At 51.9% G+C, this 16,939-nt stretch carries 17 protein-coding genes and 6 tRNA genes; 13 read left to right on the top strand and 10 right to left on the bottom strand.

What is annotated here, in order from left to right:
- The first annotated feature begins 78 nt into the window (after positions 1–78).
- The 3 genes from PSR63_RS25545 to PSR63_RS25535 are packed head-to-tail and all read left to right on the top strand — an operon-like array spanning position 79 to position 2,309.
- On the top strand, positions 79–816 hold the full coding sequence (locus PSR63_RS25545; RefSeq protein WP_274328795.1) for a hypothetical protein: 738 nt from the start codon (positions 79–81) through the stop codon (positions 814–816).
- A gap of 9 nt (positions 817–825) precedes the next feature.
- Positions 826–1,461, top strand: a complete 636-nt coding sequence (locus PSR63_RS25540) for a hypothetical protein (RefSeq protein ID WP_274328793.1) — start codon at positions 826–828, stop codon at positions 1,459–1,461.
- Entirely contained in the window at positions 1,461–2,309 is an 849-nt protein-coding gene (locus PSR63_RS25535) for a hypothetical protein (RefSeq protein ID WP_274328791.1), read from the top strand. The genes PSR63_RS25540 and PSR63_RS25535 overlap by 1 nt, the downstream gene beginning before the upstream one ends.
- A gap of 147 nt (positions 2,310–2,456) precedes the next feature.
- Here the strand turns inward: PSR63_RS25535 and PSR63_RS25530 are convergent, their stop codons facing one another.
- Positions 2,457–3,794 carry a LamG domain-containing protein gene (locus tag PSR63_RS25530; RefSeq protein WP_274328789.1) on the bottom strand — a complete coding sequence of 446 codons (1,338 nt, stop codon included), beginning with the start codon at positions 3,792–3,794 and terminating at the stop codon, positions 2,457–2,459.
- Positions 3,791–5,023, bottom strand: coding sequence for a hypothetical protein (locus tag PSR63_RS25525; protein WP_274328788.1), 1,233 nt, complete (start codon positions 5,021–5,023; stop codon positions 3,791–3,793). The genes PSR63_RS25530 and PSR63_RS25525 overlap by 4 nt, the downstream gene beginning before the upstream one ends.
- Positions 5,024–5,118: 95 nt before the next feature.
- Here PSR63_RS25525 and PSR63_RS25520 point away from each other — a divergent pair, with 95 nt between their 5' ends.
- On the top strand, positions 5,119–5,529 hold the full coding sequence (locus PSR63_RS25520) for a hypothetical protein (RefSeq protein WP_274328786.1): 411 nt from the start codon (positions 5,119–5,121) through the stop codon (positions 5,527–5,529).
- 4 nt (positions 5,530–5,533) lie between these two features.
- Here the strand turns inward: PSR63_RS25520 and PSR63_RS25515 are convergent, their stop codons facing one another.
- Both PSR63_RS25515 and PSR63_RS25510 read right to left on the bottom strand, forming a co-directional pair.
- Entirely contained in the window at positions 5,534–6,193 is a 660-nt protein-coding gene (locus tag PSR63_RS25515; RefSeq protein WP_274328784.1) for a hypothetical protein, read from the bottom strand.
- A gap of 13 nt (positions 6,194–6,206) precedes the next feature.
- Positions 6,207–6,902: a DUF4145 domain-containing protein gene (locus PSR63_RS25510; protein ID WP_274328782.1), complete on the bottom strand. Its 696-nt coding sequence runs from the start codon at positions 6,900–6,902 to the stop codon at positions 6,207–6,209.
- A gap of 131 nt (positions 6,903–7,033) precedes the next feature.
- On the opposite strand from PSR63_RS25510, the gene PSR63_RS25505 reads away from it, so the two are divergent.
- From PSR63_RS25505 to PSR63_RS25475, 7 genes are all read left to right on the top strand, one after another.
- Positions 7,034–7,300 carry a hypothetical protein gene (locus tag PSR63_RS25505; protein ID WP_274328780.1) on the top strand — a complete coding sequence of 89 codons (267 nt, stop codon included), beginning with the start codon at positions 7,034–7,036 and terminating at the stop codon, positions 7,298–7,300.
- A gap of 172 nt (positions 7,301–7,472) precedes the next feature.
- Positions 7,473–7,544: transfer RNA gene (locus PSR63_RS25500), tRNA-Phe, on the top strand.
- 43 nt (positions 7,545–7,587) lie between these two features.
- Positions 7,588–7,660, top strand: a tRNA-Glu gene (locus PSR63_RS25495).
- Positions 7,661–7,667: 7 nt separating this feature from the next.
- A tRNA-Ser gene (locus tag PSR63_RS25490) sits at positions 7,668–7,751 on the top strand.
- Positions 7,752–7,763: 12 nt separating this feature from the next.
- A tRNA-Leu gene (locus tag PSR63_RS25485) sits at positions 7,764–7,837 on the top strand.
- Between the two features lie 105 nt (positions 7,838–7,942).
- Positions 7,943–8,018 (top strand) — tRNA-Leu (locus PSR63_RS25480).
- A gap of 10 nt (positions 8,019–8,028) precedes the next feature.
- A tRNA-Ser gene (locus PSR63_RS25475) sits at positions 8,029–8,115 on the top strand.
- Between the two features lie 2 nt (positions 8,116–8,117).
- Here the strand turns inward: PSR63_RS25475 and PSR63_RS25470 are convergent.
- Positions 8,118–9,065, bottom strand: a complete 948-nt coding sequence (locus PSR63_RS25470; RefSeq protein ID WP_274328778.1) for a hypothetical protein — start codon at positions 9,063–9,065, stop codon at positions 8,118–8,120.
- A gap of 326 nt (positions 9,066–9,391) precedes the next feature.
- On the opposite strand from PSR63_RS25470, the gene PSR63_RS25465 reads away from it, so the two are divergent.
- Complete coding sequence (locus PSR63_RS25465) at positions 9,392–10,888, top strand: sulfatase family protein (RefSeq protein ID WP_274328777.1); 1,497 nt, start codon at positions 9,392–9,394, stop codon at positions 10,886–10,888.
- A 120-nt stretch (positions 10,889–11,008) separates the two neighbouring features.
- Entirely contained in the window at positions 11,009–12,190 is a 1,182-nt protein-coding gene (locus tag PSR63_RS25460) for a pyruvate kinase (protein ID WP_274328776.1), read from the top strand.
- 55 nt (positions 12,191–12,245) lie between these two features.
- Here the strand turns inward: PSR63_RS25460 and pstB are convergent, their stop codons facing one another.
- The 5 genes from pstB to PSR63_RS25435 all read right to left on the bottom strand — a co-directional run bounded on the left by pstB (position 12,246) and on the right by PSR63_RS25435 (position 16,891).
- Positions 12,246–13,040, bottom strand: a complete 795-nt coding sequence (gene pstB / locus PSR63_RS25455; protein ID WP_274328774.1) for a phosphate ABC transporter ATP-binding protein PstB — start codon at positions 13,038–13,040, stop codon at positions 12,246–12,248.
- 27 nt (positions 13,041–13,067) lie between these two features.
- Positions 13,068–13,994 carry a phosphate ABC transporter permease PstA gene (gene pstA, locus PSR63_RS25450; protein ID WP_274328772.1) on the bottom strand — a complete coding sequence of 309 codons (927 nt, stop codon included), beginning with the start codon at positions 13,992–13,994 and terminating at the stop codon, positions 13,068–13,070.
- Positions 13,994–14,719, bottom strand: a complete 726-nt coding sequence (pstC, locus tag PSR63_RS25445) for a phosphate ABC transporter permease subunit PstC (RefSeq protein WP_274328770.1) — start codon at positions 14,717–14,719, stop codon at positions 13,994–13,996. Before pstC ends, pstA begins: the two co-directional genes overlap by 1 nt.
- A gap of 379 nt (positions 14,720–15,098) precedes the next feature.
- Positions 15,099–16,178 (bottom strand): phosphate ABC transporter substrate-binding protein PstS, encoded by a 1,080-nt coding sequence (pstS, locus tag PSR63_RS25440; RefSeq protein WP_274328769.1) that lies wholly within the window; start codon positions 16,176–16,178, stop codon positions 15,099–15,101.
- A gap of 503 nt (positions 16,179–16,681) precedes the next feature.
- Entirely contained in the window at positions 16,682–16,891 is a 210-nt protein-coding gene (locus tag PSR63_RS25435) for a hypothetical protein (RefSeq protein ID WP_274328767.1), read from the bottom strand.
- Between the last annotated feature and the right edge of the window lie 48 nt (positions 16,892–16,939).

Genomic DNA, 16,939 nt, shown 5'->3' with positions numbered 1-16,939 from the left:
GTATGCGAAATTCAGCCCGGTGCTTTTACAGTTAGCAAAGACTACCAGCGTAGTCTCACAAGGAATTGGCGTGTCATCATGGATGCTGCCACTTCCAGTCACATTGCCGTTACTCTTTATTTCCAAGCACAGACGAGCATTGTTTTTGGAACCGCTCATCCAGTGGATTCCACGCTGTTTGCTTTGGACTGGAACATCCAACCGGAAGCTGAGGACTCAGCTTCTTGGATTGTGAGCATTAGCTACAGCACACCAGAGAGATCCAACCCTGATCCACTGTTACAAGACTTGGAATACAACGGTGAGTTCTCGAATGAAGAAGAACTCATGGAAGAGGACGCACAAGGCACACCTTGTTTGAACTCTGCTGGTGATCCCTTCAGCGAACCACTGACAAGAGACGATCCAAGGCCAACCTTCACGATCAGCCGGAACGAGGCAAGTCCACCAGAGGCACTTCAAGCGAACTACTCACGAGTCACCAACAGTGACACCTATCGTGGATTGCCACCGGGTACAGTTCGAGTTGCCATCTCGTGGCAATCACAACGGCATGAATTCTACGGAGTTTACTACCGAGTCAACTACTCCTTCACTGTGAACCCACAAGGTTGGGACGCTCGTGTCTTAGATCAAGGCTTCAACTACATCGATGACAACGACGAGAAGCAACAGATACTCATCAACAATGCACCAGCATCAGAACCAGTGCTCTTGGATGGTGCTGGTGGAATCTTGGCTGATGATGCTGAACCGGAATATCTGGACTTTAGACGATACCCAAGGCTTCCATTCAGCAGTGTCTTCAACTTCTAAGGGGGCACCATGCCAGTCAATTTTGAAGAGAGTGGAGCAAGAAGAATCGTTGGTGCTACCAAGTGGGTAGAGAGGCATAAGAAGAATCCAGTCAGAAAACGTGGCGGCAATGCTCATCGTGGTGATGGTGGATGGTGGGCAAAGATCACCGGACAAGACGCCACCGACAAATTCAAGTACACGTGGAAGTTCCTCGAACCTCAAGACGTGGATGAGTCTTCTGATGCCCTTGCTGAGAACAATGCTTTTCTTCAAGGTGTAACTGATGAAGAGCCGTACAACTATGCCGTGGAAATCTACCGATCCATCTACGTCGTAAAGAACGATATTGTCTGGATCACTCCAAGCAGAAATCAGGAATACTATTTGTTTGAATATGTTCCCGGTTCCAAGCTGGCTCGTCTTCCTGCCGCTAATTCCATCACAGCACGATCAGCCGATACACCGGGACAAGGAACCGTAACCATTGAATCTGCTGAATGGACTGGATCGAGCTTCACGATTGGAGACACGGAAGAAGAACTCACTGTCTTCAACAACTTTGCAACAGCAATCACTACTGATTCAGTCAACTTCAGATACGTGGACATCACTTACTTCCAAAGTGATCGAGCTTGGTTCGTGACTGGTGCGGGGTGCTCCTAATGGGTGTTGGACTATTCAACAAGTGTAATCCTTGCTGTGCAAGAATTGGATACGAACGTCTTGGCGGGAACTTCCTTGAAACTGGCTACGGTGGAACGGTTTGGAATGAATGCCAAACGTACAAAGCTACATCACCAGTTAGAGACAACATCTCTAGTCTTCAAGGTTTGGAAATCCTTTTCACTTTGTTTGCCACTGGTAGATCAGATCAGACATTTCCGGGTGATGAAGCTGATCTAATTACTTGTGTCGATTGGGAAGCTCAGCTTTTTGATCCTGATACACAATGGCCCATCATCAAAGATTGGGTTGAGGAGGGTGGCAAGCTTTGCATCATGGGGGAATACTGGCTTGGTGGAACGTACCAACGTGGTGTTGATCTCAGAACCTACCAACATGATTTCCTAGATTATCTTGGAGTAGATATTGAATTTGATCCAGACAGTCACTTCTTCCTTGCTGAAGGTTGTCAACAGCTTCAGCCTTTCATCGACGATTGGGGCAACTTTGATCCAACAGTTACGCAACAGACTGTATACAACTTTGGCTTCACTTACTGGTACGGACACACGCTGAACACTTCAGCACCAATTATGCAAGACGTGGACTTCCTGATGCCAGCCTTGCTTCAACCACTGATTGTTGGCAGTGGAGCAACAACACTCGCCACTTACAATCACAGTGAAGTTTACAGTGTGCCCTATGTAGCTGCTCAAGCTGTTGGTGATGGATATGTGATCGTCAGTGGAGACAGCAACATTGCTTCCGGTTGTTTTGGCTATTGGAGCTATGCAAACGGAAACTGCCAATTCTTCACTAATATGTTTGAGAAGGACGTGCTGTTGTGATCGTGAAGCTATGCCAGATTGAAGAAGACGGAACCGGTGGACTGTGGTGTCCTATCTGCCACCGCAAAGCACCAGCCGTGATCAGACGTGTGTGCCGTAAGCCACACATCAGGAAGCCTTGTAATTGCGGGAAGAGACGCCAACGGATTAAGGAACCACGTTCGTGATCGTGATGGTATCAATACCGATTCTCCATTGGGAACTGTCTTGGTATCCACAATTGAAGTTCAAGTTGTGTGTACCAGCAGACAACGCAAATGGTCCCGCCAGAGTCCAAGAGTTTGGATTGCCAGTGGTTCCCCAAATGGTTCCATCGATGTTGCTGGATAGTCTTGGGTAGTAAGCAAAGCCGGGAATGAACTCACCTTGTCTCTGGAAGTAGAAGCTGATCGTGCCACCACCGGAAGCAATCTCAACAGTTCTGGTGAGTGTCTTGGTGCTGTTGTTGTCCGCATCGAAGCTTCTCACGTAACCGCCAGACTGCCCGCCAGTAGACAACCAATTCCATCGGAAAGCATTCCAACCATCGAAGTCAGAAGTGAAGTTGCTCGTAAGAGTGATTGTGCTTGGTGCTTCCACATACTCTTCAACCGCCACACCAGCCACAACCACACCACCAGCAGCAAGCTCGTTGTAAGTGCTGAACGGTGAGATCGTCTCCGTTGGTGACACCAAGTACCAACCTGAAGCACAGAAGTTCTCGTACTCTGCAAGGAACCACGCTGCTGGCTTGGCATCTGGAACCATACGAAGCTCTTGAAGATTTCCATCGTTCAAGCCAATCCCATTATTGTATCGGGCAATGTACGAAGTGTTCCCAAGTGCCACCAAGGAACCAGTGACAGCAGTTGTTCCGCCAAGTACACCGTTGATGTACACCTTCAACGAGGAACCGTCAAAAGAGCACGCCACGTGATACCAACGCTCACGTTGCATTGTGCCAGAACTGAAGCAGTGGAACTCACCATCAGCCGTTTGGACTGAAGCCCAAACGTTATTGATGACACTGTGTCCAAATCGAATGCTCCACTGATCACCACCGACGGTGTTGAAGCCTCGTGAGTACCACACACGCTCACGGTAGTATCCATTGATTTTCACCCAAGCTGACACACTGAAGGAGTTGCCGCTGAGATTGTCTGCCGGAAGTGAAATGTACTCGTTGTCTGCAAAGTTGTTGGAACCAAGACAGTAGACACCATCATCAAGAGTTGGATACTCAAGTCCACCAGCCGTACCGTCTAAGCCGGAAGCAACATCATCAACTTCACCGCTGGTGCCATCGTACTGAGCATCAAGAGGGTACACGAAGATGTAGCCATCACCGTCCTGAGAAGGTACAGCAACCAGAGCAGAACCACCAAGGACAACACCACCACGCACAACGGTATCTGACACTGATGCTGATCCACCAGCTTTGACACCACCGGAAGTGGTTTCCGTGAATTGATTGCAAGAGCAATTTACTGGATCAAGAAAGCTCATGTACTTAGTCCCGTTTTAATGTAGAAGATGTTGTCCGCTGTGCTGCTGAGATCAGCTTGAAGCTGAACATGAAGAACACCACCAGTGTATTGGCGAACCAATGAAGCAATCTCATCTCCACCTTCGTTGGTTGCTTTGAGGTTGTCAGTGGTGCCAGAGAATGCAAAGGCAACAATGAACATGAAGTTGTTCAAGTCCTCGTCAATCACGCTTGCTGGAATAGTGATCATGGTTCTTTGGTAAAAGTCAGCCACCGTGATCGTGGCAGTACCAGAACACAGGACGCCACCACCAACGGCAATGGTTTGATTGGAAGTAACGGTAGCGATACCGCCGCCGACAACACCACCAGAAGCAAAGACAGATTGGCTTCCGTCCACCAAGGCAGAGCCACCAATGACAACACCGTCTTCCCCGGTTACGTTTACAACTTTTGTACTGAGTGAAGTTCCCCCAGCGACAACGCCACCGGAAGCAATTTCACCGACGCTGCCACCAATCAAAGCTTCACCGGCAGCAACAACGCCACCGGCACCAACCGAGTAGGCAACGAAGCTCGTGGTGGATGTTCCACCAGCGTCAGCACCACCTGAAGCAGTTTCATCAAAGACATCTGGTGGTTCTGGTGGAGCCAGTGCCAATGCAAACACCATGCCTGATTCACTACCGCCACCATTCCAACGAAGCTTGGACTCAACAGAACTTCCAGCACTGGCTTGAGTGTTATAGCCAGCACCGATCTTGTTGCCGCTGCTGATGGCAGTCAGTGCCGGTGTTGTGATCGTGGAAGCCAGCAGCAAGCCAAAACCACCGTACACGTTCAAGCAGTTGTCCACCGTTGTGGTGAGAGTTCCAGCACTGAAGACATAATCATCTGAACCATCGGCACCGGCAATGGTTGTGATGCCGTAAGAATCATTGATGGACGCAACGCCAGAGAACCGCATGAGCAACAACCAACGGTTGCTGGCAGACACACTACCGCTGAACGTGTAAGAAGCTGGTTCACTTCCACCGGCAAACTTGTAATAGACATGCCCTTTTTCAAAGCCAGCAGTATTGCTTGAGTGTTCCGTCCAACCAGATGGAGTTGATTGAACGTCATTGTTTCGTGAGTAGTGGACAGCTATGAGGAAGTCACCTTCAACAGTCCCACTTGGCTTGGTGCCGGTGATGCTGGTGGTACTTGCTGCTGTTGTGTGTGTGAATGACTCGTAAGCTACTGCCATGATGCCTCAGAAGAAAAAGCTCTTTGAGGTATGTAGGGAAATTGAAGCCAATCTCACTACATAAGGGAAAAGCTTTTTTAAGAGAGGTATTCCCTATGGCCCTAGTTACCAGCAACCTTGGTGAGCTTGAACTTCTGGACAAGATGCTCAAGGACGCTCTGTCTTCCGATGAAGACTACATCCTCAAGCTGTACTCGAATGACTACACCCCAGATCAAGCAGCAGTGAACGCATCATTCACAGAAGCCAACTTCACCAACTACGCAGCAGCCACGCTCACACGTGCTGGTTGGAGTTCAGCAGCTACCGTATCCAACAAGGCAGAGAGCAGCTACGCCACTCAGTCTTGGACGTGTGGTGCCACCGGCAACACGCTTTACGGCTACTACGTGGAAAATCCAAGTGGAACCGTTCTGTGGGCTGAGAAGTTCGCCGTGAGCCGAACCTTGGCAGATGGTGACATCCTCAACTTGACGCCTAAGTTCAGCCTCAACAGCGAGAACTAAGTCATCAGTTCAGTTGGTTGGCAACAAAGTCACGGACACCGGCAATCATGAGTTTCACGTCCGTCTCGGTGAACTCTTCAGGGTGTCCGTGTGCTGCACTATTGCGAATCTTCGCCCAAGCTCGAACCTGATCCGCTTTGGCTTTGTTGTACTCGCCTACCTTGGCAAGCTCACTATTCATCGTGTCTAGCTTTGTCTTCCTATCGTTCTGTATCCCATGCTTGTCACACAATGAACGAATGGTTGTTTCCAGAACTGTACCAGCGACAACCGCCGCAGGGGTTTTGTAATTAGCGGCTAGAAGTTCTTCAGCTTGCTCTAGTTCGTCCGAAAAGACATCAGCACTGATCAAAGCCCTCAAGTCAGTTAGCCCACAATCGTAGTCTTCCTTTGCTGCTTGGAAGATGGCTAGACGAGATCGAAAGACAGAATCATCCTTGGAGTAACCTGAAGGAATCTCAGCAAACTTTTCCCGATGGGGAGATTGCTCGCCAAAAACCTTTGCAATCAAGGAATCAACTGAAGCGAACCACTTCTCCTCACCTAACCGCCAGTCTGACTCTTCGATGTGCGAATTAGGCGATTCGCTACGTTGATACCGATCATAAATGCGATTCGCTTCATTCAATAGTTCTTGAAACCGCTTCTTTAGTCGATCATTCATATTCGCTGTGAACCTATGACAATTGGTTGGCAACAAAGTCACGGACACCTTCTATCATGAGTTTCACGTCCGTCTCAGTGAACTCATCTGCATGTCCATGTGCGGCACTGTTGCGAATCTTCGCCCAAGCTCGAACCTGATCCGCTTTGGTTTTGTTGTACTCACCTGCCTTAGCAAGCTCACTGTTCATCGTATCGAGCTTGGTACGCCTATCATTCTGAATGCCGTGCTTGCCGCACAGAGAACGAATGGTTGTTTCAAGAACCGTACCAGCGACAACCGCCGCAGGAGTCTTGTAACTTGCCGCAAGAAGTTCTTCAGCTTGCTCTAGTTCGTCTGAGAAGACATCAGCACTGATCAATTCTCGAAGGTTTGCAAAGCCGTTTTCGTAGTCATCTTTGGCAGCGAAAAATACCGCTTTCCGATAGTCGAATACTTCGTGCCTAGTACCATCATGCTTCCTTTCAAAGTCGGTATAGAGAGGGGAAGTGTCGCCAAACACTTGAACCAAGAGCGTTCGCACGGATGAATACCACTGAAGTACTTTGGGCAAGTCAATTAGATATGTCCGAACGGTTGTCATCCTCGTAGGGCCAGTAAGTGACTGTACGTTGCTGGGCACACTATCGCTCCCAAAGTCCTTTGAATCCTCTATCTCTTCTGCTGTGGCCGCTAGTTGCTCGAACCGTCGTTTAACTCGATCAATCATTGACTACTCCACCTTCTGGAATGATACGCTTGAAGAGTGGCCTTAATGATAACAGGGTTGTTTTGCTGTAGAACTACATACCAAGCATGAATACCCTAATGAACACTCGAACATGTAAGTCAGGTGAGAAAATGAGTGCGATTGATGACATCAACTCTGGAAAACGCTGGTTACTTCATCATGAGGACGAACAAGAGCCAGACGGGTATCGTCTGTATGTCCTCGTGGAGGGACGAAAAGAAAAAGTGCCTCTAGGAGAAATCTCTAACATGCCGGGATCAAAGCCCCCCTTGTTTCAACCAACTAAACTTGAAGCAGCGTCCTTCTGTGCTGCTTTCAACTCCAAGCGGGGAATCAACCCAGAAGAAGCCATTAAAATCTTGGCTACTACCATGTAGAAAAAAGGAAGAGCCACGTCCTCAAAGACGTGGCTTTTTTCGTGAACCTCGTCCGTCTAAATGGCTCCTTAATTACACTTTTGTGTGCCAAATGTGTTCCAAAATGGAACACGCATTGTGTGCCAAATTGGGCATGTTCTAAACTAAGGCACAGAAAGAACTTAAATCACTTGGACTGGTAGCTGAGACGGTGTAGCGGCGGTTTGAAGAACCGCAGACGAGGATTCGAGCGCCTCCCAGTCCGCTTCTGCGCGGTGGCTGAACGTCATTGCGCTGCCAATGTTATTGGCCCGTTCGACTTCGGGTGAGGTCACCGGTCTTTCAAGCCGGGCAGGTAGGGTTCGACTCCCACACGGGTCACTATTTTGGAAGTCATCCGGCTGGATGAGGACACTGTTTTGAAAACAGCTGACGACTGCGTCGTTTGTGGGTTCGAGTCCCACGGCTTCCGCCTTAAACGAATAGCTCGGTAGGCAACTGGCAGACCACCTTCGTTCAGACCGAGGGATGCTGTGGGTTCGAATCCCACTCGAGCTACTCAAGACTGGCTCAGTGGCTATTGGTTGACCGCTCGGACTTAAAAACCGGGGACGTTGTGGGTTCGAATCCCGCCTGAGCCACTCATTAGTAGCACATATCCAGGATCAGGTACGCAAACAGGAAAAGCGGCCACGGTGAGAACGTGGTGACTTTGTGGGTTCGACTCCCACTCTGATCACTTTTAATTGGGAAGGTAGCCGAATACGGTTCGTCGGGCCGGTTTGCTAAACCGTGCGGTCATCATGGCCATGTGGGTTCAAATCCCATGCCTTCCGCTTTACTCTTGCTCATTGGCGATCGCATTGAGGTTCCGCTCGATGTAGTTGACCGGGACGGCTCCGAAGTCCTCTTGATACTGTGGATCCCAGAGCACCTCGTAGTGACGATCCCCTTCTTGCCAGGTGGCTCGCTGGCCTTTCTGCTCGGTGGCCGCGCTGCCCCAGGTCAGAAATGAATTGGGATATTTGTACTTGATCGGTTCCACGATGTCTTGCTGCTGGAAATTGGTCACGCCGGGTCGTTTAGCTTGTTCAGCCAGCCAACCTTCAAGACGGTTTTGAGCGTCGGTCCATTCGGCCAGAATCGTTTCGTCAGGCAGCCCCTGTACGATCAGGTAGGTGGCTGTCTTAGGAGCATCAAAACGCGCCCGAGACGGGTTCACATTCTTCATGTAGAACACGGGATTGGCCGGGACGGTTTGGGCAAAGAGCAGAAACGAAACCAGCATGACGCTGACCGCCCCAATCACGCTCGAGATTTCGGTGCTCGTGAAGGATGAAGTCTGGCCAGGAAGGTTGGCGTCTTCCGATTTCTTGGCCTGCTCGATGGCGTTGGACCAGTTCAGATTTGATCGCGCTGACAGGATGATAAATCCGAGCAATACCAAGCCGGTGACAACCATCCCGGCGATAACCGGAGTGGTCAAGTGATTCGGCGAGAGAAGATGGCCGGCGAAAGCGATTGCTCCATAGAGGACCATAATCGGCAACAGAACCAGCGACGTTAACGCGCCCCGGCTCGATGCGCGAAAGGTTGCCCGATATTGGGCGATGACCAGCCAGATACCCAGCAAGATCACGGTGGCAGTCAAAGCGGCGGAGACTTCGCCGCCGTAGGTTCCGGCTGCCTGGCCCACGCATATCGCCGCCAAGGCCATGCTGACCATAGCAAAAAAGTAGTGAGACTTGGGCGGAGAAATCGTTGCCAACTGTTCAGTGGAATCCATAGTCCAACCGTATCCGACTTTGCCCCTAGACGCCACGGGTGCCACATCCAAGGAATCAGCGTGGTGAACGCTCAAGTCCAAGTAGTGAAACGCGTGACGGGATTCTGTTGGGTGCCTGGGAAGTTCACGTACGGGGGCAAACTCGTCCGTTCGGATCCCAACCGTTCGCTTCTTTTGTGTTTTTTGTCTTGGATTCTTATTGATTTCGTGGTGATTCGCCCTCCCCGACTGGAAAGTTGGCCTTTATTGACGCAAATTAGGGAGTGAACCTCTGGCCTTTACTCAATGGCTACCCCCTGCTTTGCCCCAGTTTACGAGGACTCTTCATGATGAACTTCGTGCGTTTCATTCTTCTTCTCGCCTGTCTGCTAATGACCCCGCTTTCGCTTGCCAAAGCTGCGGATGAGGTAAAGAAGCCGAATATCTTATTCGTATTGTGCGATGACCTTCGTCCCGACGCCGTCGGATGCTTAGGCAGCGAGCACGTGAAGACCCCCCGGATCGATCAGATCGCCAAAGAAGGGATCCTCTTCAACAATTCGTTCTGCACGACCTCGCTTTGCTCGCCTAGCCGAGCTTCGATTTTGACGGGCCTTTACGCCCATGCCCATGGCGTGACGAATAACTTCACGGAATTCCCGACCGAGATGGCGACGTTCCCCAAGCGTCTGCAAGACGCCGGGTACGAAACGGCGTACATCGGCAAGTATCACATGGGCGAGGATAACGACGAACCTCGACCTGGCTTTGACTGGTTCGTGACCCATAAGGGGCAAGGCAAGTACTTCGATACGGCATTCAACATTAACGGCCAAGGTGCCAAAGTAGTCGAAGGCTACTACACGCACGTCGTCACCGACATGGCGATTGACTGGCTCGAGAAGGATCATGGTGATAAGCCTTGGTGCCTGATGATCGGCCAGAAAGCTCCGCATAGCTTCTACTTTCCAGAGCCAAAGTATGAGCACGTCTTCGACGATGTCGAAGTGAAGTATCCCGCCACAGCTTTCGACCTGGACGACAATCCGAAATGGATGAAGAAGCGTCTCTATACCTGGCACGGCATTTATGGTCCCCTCTTCGATTGGCGTAAGGACTTCCCGGATGACAGCCCTGAAGGGGTTAAGGCGTTCGAGAACATGGTGCACGCCTACTGGGGAACCGTGCTCAGCATCGACGATAGTATGGGACGCCTGTATGACTGGCTCGATAAGTCGGGCCAGCTGGATAATACCGTTGTCGTATTCATGGGCGACAATGGGCTGCTCGAAGGGGAGCATGGCATGGTCGACAAGCGTACGGCCCACGAAATGAGCATTCGCGTGCCGCTGATCGTGCGGTATCCCAAGCTTGGGCAAGGTAAGGCCCTCGATCAGCAGGTGCTGACGGTCGATATGGCTCCGACCCTCATCGAACTGGCGGGCGCCAAGCAAATTGATGACATTCACGGCCAATCGTGGGCAAAGCTGGCCTCCGCCGGTGACGACGATTGGCGGAAGTCGTGGTTATACTACTACAATTACGAAAAGCAGTTTCCGTACACTCCCAATGTCCGGGCACTGCGAACCGACCGCTACAAGTTCATTCGCTACCCTCATGGCGACGGCTCGCCCGATCGTCACATGGCAGAACTGTATGACCTGAAAGCGGACCCAGGCGAAGGGACCAACCTGGCAGAAAAGCCGGAACATGCTCAGCTGGTCAAACAGCTACGCCAGGAACTGTCCCAGCAGATGGAATCGGTGGGACTGACTGCCGCCACCGATAAGATGCCCATCGACCAGGGGATCGGCTCGGAACTGCCCGATGAAAAGATTCGTTAAGTCGAAGCTTGGGTCAATTTGATAAACACGACGGACGCGAGACAATGGAGTTTCGCGTCTGTTTTTGAACATCCACCGCGCGTGGCATGACGGTTAAACGAACACGGAAGGTAACCCACTTTGGTTGAGCCAAACCCTATTCTTCAGCCGACGACCTCGGCAATGCTGAAGCGGACCAAGGTCGCTGCGACCATTGGCCCTAGCGCATCGCGACCGGGCGAGCTCATGCAGCTTGTCCGAGCCGGAGCCGATGCGTTCCGGCTGGACATGTCACAAGACAACGAAGCTATTTGGCATGAGCGGCACGAGGCAGTTCGGGAAGTTGAAGGAATGGCCCAGCAGCCGATCACGCTATTGGTCGACGTCCCGGGCGAGGAGGCTTCCAACGGTGGTGAGACGCATCTTGCCCCGAATCTCGTAAGTTGGATTGCCAATCACGAGGTGGACTACGTTTTGATCTCGGTCCCCCGTGGTTCTCATGACATATCGGAGGCCCGCAAGGTCCTTTCTGAAGCTGGCAGCGAAGCCGCGGTGATGGCCCGACTCGATCATGCTGCCAATTATCGAGACATCGACAGCATTATTCAGGCGGCTGACGGGGTCGTCGTAACGGGAACGGGGCTTTCGGAACTGGAAACGTGGTCGATCCCCGTGATGCAAAAGATGGTTGCCCGGCAATGTCAAATTGGGGCCAAACCATGCCTTGTGGGTCGCGGCATCCTGAACAACATGTTGCAGTCAAAGGAGCCTACCAATGGCGAAGTCTTCGATATAGCGAATGTCGTCTTCGACCATGCCGATGCCATTCTTCTGAAGGATGAAACGGCAACGGGCAGCTACCCCACTCAGGCGGTCGAGGTTGTCTCGAAGACGGTCATCGCGACCGAGAGCCTGATGGAGATTACGGATCGGCCCATTAAGGTCGGATTTGGCCAGCCGCCGAATACGGCTGCGTTGGCGTACTCGATTCGTCACATTCTCAAGATGCAGGAAATCGCGGCTGTCGGCGTGTACTCGCACTCAAGCATGACGGCTCGGCTGATTGCCAAGAACTGGATCGATTGTCCGGTGCTGGGGCTTTCTGACTCCGCGACGACCGTCCGTCAGATGGGCTTGTACCACGGCGTGGTCTCTCGGCAAATGAAAACGCCGGATAGCACGGCCGAGATGCTGGCGACGACGACTTCAATCGCCAAACAGCTGGGACTGGTTGTGCCGGGTGACAGAATGATTGTGGCGTCAGAACTGCCGATCCGTTCGACCGACAATGCGAACGCGTTTGTGATCGAAACGATCAAATAGATCGCCTCGGCGGCGGAGTCTCAGCGCGATACGCCACCAGATCTATATGCCTGCGTTAGCTGAATTCACCGCGAATGTACTGTCGCGTGTATTCTTCCTGGGGGTCTTCGAAGAGACGCTTCGTTTCTTCACGCTCGACTAGGTAACCAGTACGTCCGCCCTCGGACGTATCGACATAGAGAAACGCGGTTTGATCGGCAACACGCTGTGCCTGTTGCATGTTGTGGGTCACGATGGCGATCGTGTACTTTTTCTTGAGCTCTTTCATGAGCTCTTCGATCTTGCGCGTCGCGATTGGATCGAGGGCTGAACAAGGTTCGTCCATCAGCAAGACTTCCGGTTCGACCGCAATCGCTCGAGCGATGCATAGACGCTGCTGCTGACCGCCAGAGAGCGACAAACCGCTTTGCTTGAGCTTGTCCTTCACTTCGTCCCACAGGGCCGCACCACGCAAGGCACGTTCGACAACTTCGTCGTAGTTGCCGCGATAGCCATTGATACGGAGTCCGTACGTGATGTTCTTGTAGATGCTCATCGCGAACGGATTCGGCTGCTGAAACACCATTCCGATGTGACGTCGCACGGCGACCGGGTCGATGGTCGGGCCGTAGATGTCCTGACCGCGGAAATGAACATGACCCTCGAATCGAAAACCACGGATCAGGTCGTTCATGCGGTTTAAGCAACGCAGGACGGTACTTTTTCCACAGCCCGAAGGACCAATGAACGCGGTGATTTGACCTTGTTTGATCGGGATATGCGTGTCGCGAACCGCTTTGAAGTTACCGTAGTATAGTTCCTTCACGTCGCATTCGATGACCGTGTCTTTGGGAGCTTGGTTGTCGATCATTTGTCTTACCGATCCTATTTCGACCGATTATCGCTTCGGTCCGCTTGATGATAGGCTTTTCCCTATCAGGTTCGTCACCAGTACCACTAGTACTAAAACTAATGATGCTGACCAGGCCATTTCTCTTTGGTTGTCTACGAACGAAGAGGAAAAATTGTAAATGAGGACCGCCATCGAAGCGGTTGGCTCATTCAGTTCTAGCGAGGTGGGTGACCAGCTGGGCATCGACCAAAAGTTGCTAAACAGTGCGGTAAACAGTAGAGGTGCAGTCTCGCCCGCCGCACGAGCAACCGCCAGCATAACCCCCGTTATGATGCCAGGCAATGCAGTTGGCAATGTGACATACCACATTGTCTGCGTTTGTGTTGCTCCCATCCCGAAAGAAGCTTCTTTCATCCGAGACGGTACCATCCGAATTGCCTCCTCCGCGGTAAGCATTACCACGGGAAGCATCAAAATGGACAACGCTACCCCCCCTGCATAGGCAGAGAATCCCCCGGTAACCAAAACCACGGCACCGTAGGCGAAAACACCCGCCAGAATGGAGGGGAAGCCACTGAGCACCTTGGCACAAAACCGGACAACACTGGCCGTTTTGCTGTCGGACCCGAGCTCTGCCAGGAATATGGATGCCATGATGCCAAATGGGACGCTGATCAGCGCCGCGATGGCGACCATAATGACCGTTCCGAGCAAAGCATTGCCGAATCCCCCCCCTTCATCAAATGCCGCCGGTGGCAATTCATAGAAGTTGGACAGAGTTAGCTTCGAGGCTCCTCGATAGAAGAGCATGAAGATAACGGAAAACAGGGGTACCAATGCGGTGAAGGTGAGAATGGTAGTTACCAAGCTGAGAAACCCGCTTAGCAAAGTCCGTGGCTTTCGTAACGAGCGTTCCAATCGGCTAAGGTCGATATCGTTGCCGGACAAAGGCTCTCTTTCAGGAGATGCCATTAGCGCATTCCTTTCAGGCCTTTGGTCGCCCGTTGCAGGATCAGGGATCCGATCATATTAACGACCAGGGTGATGGCCATCAGAACCACCCCTGCATACATCAGGACGCCCACCTTCATTTCGTCGCTGCCGGCCTCGGAAAAATTATTGGCAAGCAGGGCAGCCAACGTATTGGCGGGAGAAAAGATGGAGACGTCAATGGAATTCACATTCCCCACCAGCATGGCTAAAGCCATTGTTTCTCCGAGTGCCCGTCCGAACGCGAGGACGATGCCACCAAAGATGCCGCCAGACGCCGTGGGTAGGACCACGGACAAAATGGTTTCCCAGCGTGTCGCACCTAGGCCGTATGAGGCCTCGCGCAGCTTTGGGGGGACGGCAACCAATGCATCGCGGCTAATTGCCGAAATGGTCGGGAGAATCATAATCGCCAACACGAATGAGGCAGTCAGCATGCCGGGGCCTTGGTATCGCGTGCTGAAAAGTGGAAACCACCCCATGTTGTCGTAAAGCCATTTACAGGGCTCTCGCAACAGCGGCATCACCACGAAGATCCCCCACAAACCGTAGACAACACTCGGGATCGCAGCGAGAAGTTCCACGAGATTCTTTAACATGCTCTCCGACCAGCTAGGGAGCTTGCCCCAGAAGCGGTGAAACTGGAGGCCGAAAAGCTTCAAAATGCTAAAGACGAAATTGCCAAGGTAACCTTCGCTGAGAAACACAGCGACGGCGATTCCGAAAAAAGACCCAATGAGCAGGGCTAGAAGCGAGCTATACAGGGTTCCCCAGATTTCAGGGAGGATTCCATATTCGGCCGTGTTTGGGTCCCATGTTCGACCGGAAAGAAATCCAGCCCCATACTGCTGAATCGCTGGACTCGCCTTCCAAGTGATCTGCAAGACGATATAGGCCATAACGATGATCGTTAGCCAAGCAAACGCCGAACAGGCAAATCGAAATACTCGATCTGTAGCCCGCTCAACAGCCGTCGGAGGCCGAGATATCGGCGACCTTGTTGGGTGATCCATAGATGCCGCAACATGTTGTTGGTAAAAAGCCTTGGCTTGGTGAGTTGCTCACCAAGCCAAGGTGGCAAGTGTCTTACTTGGCCGAAATGTTATCCAACGCTGCTTTAACCTTGCTGGTAACAGCTTCCGGCAGAGGAATATATCCGAGTTCCTCACTCGATTCTTGGCCTGTCGTCAGACAGTAGTTGATCAGGTCCTTGAAGGCGTCCAACTTCTTAGAGTCATCGTACGACTTGTAGGCAATGATCCAAGTGTACGTGACGATTGGCCAGGAGTCTTCCCCCTCTGGATCAGGCAAAAACGCAATCAGAGAAGGTGGGAATTCGACGGCAGCCAAAGCGGCCTGAGCCGAACCAATCGAAGGCTTAATGTACTTGCCAGCTTTGTTTTCCAGCGAAGCCATCGACAGGCCAGCCTTGTCGGCGAAACCGTACTCGACGTAGCCAATCGAACCTGGGGTCTGCTTCAGCGAGGTGGTAACACCTTCGTTACCCTTGCTCTTGGTACCCACGGGCCAGTTAGGAGCCTTGTTGACACCAACTTCGCTGTTGAACTTTTCGCTGATGGCAGCCAAGTGCTTGGTGAAGTTGTAGGTGGTACCGCTGGAATCGGAACGAACGATGACATTGATTTCTTCATCAGGAAGTTCAACCCCATCGTTGGTAGCAGCGATCTTAGGATCGTTCCACTTGGTGATTTCTTTGAGGAAGATACCTGCGTAAGCTTCGCGGGAAAGCTTCAGGTCTTCCACCCCTTCGAGGTTGTAAGCAATGACGATCGCACCAGCGGTCATAGGCAGCAACTGAACGCCGCGTTCGACCTTGGCCATTTCTTCTTCGGTCATCGCAGCATCGCTGGCACCGAAATCGACCGTGCCGTCGATCACAGCGCTCACACCGGAACCACTACCCACCGATTGATAGTCGACCTGAACAGCGCCTTTGTGTTCGTTGGAGTAGGTCTTGAACCATGCTCCGTACAACAGAGCGGGGAAGCTGGCCCCGGCACCCTGCAACTTAACGAGTTCACCAGAACCCTGACCGCCGCCTTCTCCGTTGGCAGCTGGCTTGTTTCCACCGGTGCAGCCGACCGTGGCGACCATCATGGCAGCCAGAGCGACATACGAGCCCAAGTTAGATGGAGTGATTTGCATGCTTGGTTGATTCCCTAATTAAGGATTCCCAGGATGTTATTCGAGATCGTGATAGGAGCTTGGTTGATTCCTTGCACGACACACCCAGAGGTGGGGGCGCCGGTCAACTCAAAATCATCTGTGGCGAGCACGCTCTCAGGCCTCTCAAGTCATCTCGAGAGATACTCAATCGAGCCGCAAAATCGCCGTTCAGACACAAAATCTAAGGGGTGCAATCGAGCATCACAACCCGCTGTAAGACATGCACGCAGAATCTTAACATTCGCCTTAACATTTCCCTCTATTTTGCGATAAGCACTATCGGATTCTTTCAACACAGGGGCCCGTTCTGGGCATGAAAAGGGCCGATTAGGGGGTATGGTGAAAGCGGTTTTTAATCGCCATGGGAAGGTGGTTGGTCGCCCAGCGGTCGCTGAAGGATCGAAGCATAGCCACGTTGACCAGATAGAGACACAAAAAAAGCCACCCAAGTTGGGTGGCTAATCATGCGAAGCGATGCTTTTCTAACTTGCTGCGACCGCTTGAATAAACGTGGTCATGTCGATCGTGTTCAGCAGCAGACCAATTTGCTTCATCTCGGCTACTTGCTTACGACGTGCCCTCTCTTCAGTGCTCCACGATTGTCGCACCTGGCGACAGGCCTGGGCGAGCGAACGTTTGGTCAAGCGTTGTTCGTTGGTCGACGGCGATTCGAGGCAAACTAGCGAGCTCATATGTCTAAACTCCGTTTTGAGGAATGCGTTGTTGTCGAACCGGTTAAC

The organism is Bremerella sp. P1 (assembly GCF_028748185.1).
GTDB lineage: Bacteria > Planctomycetota > Planctomycetia > Pirellulales > Pirellulaceae > Bremerella.
The sequence above is the reverse complement of the archived record's forward strand: the minus strand, read 5'-3'. Positions and strand labels throughout refer to the sequence as shown.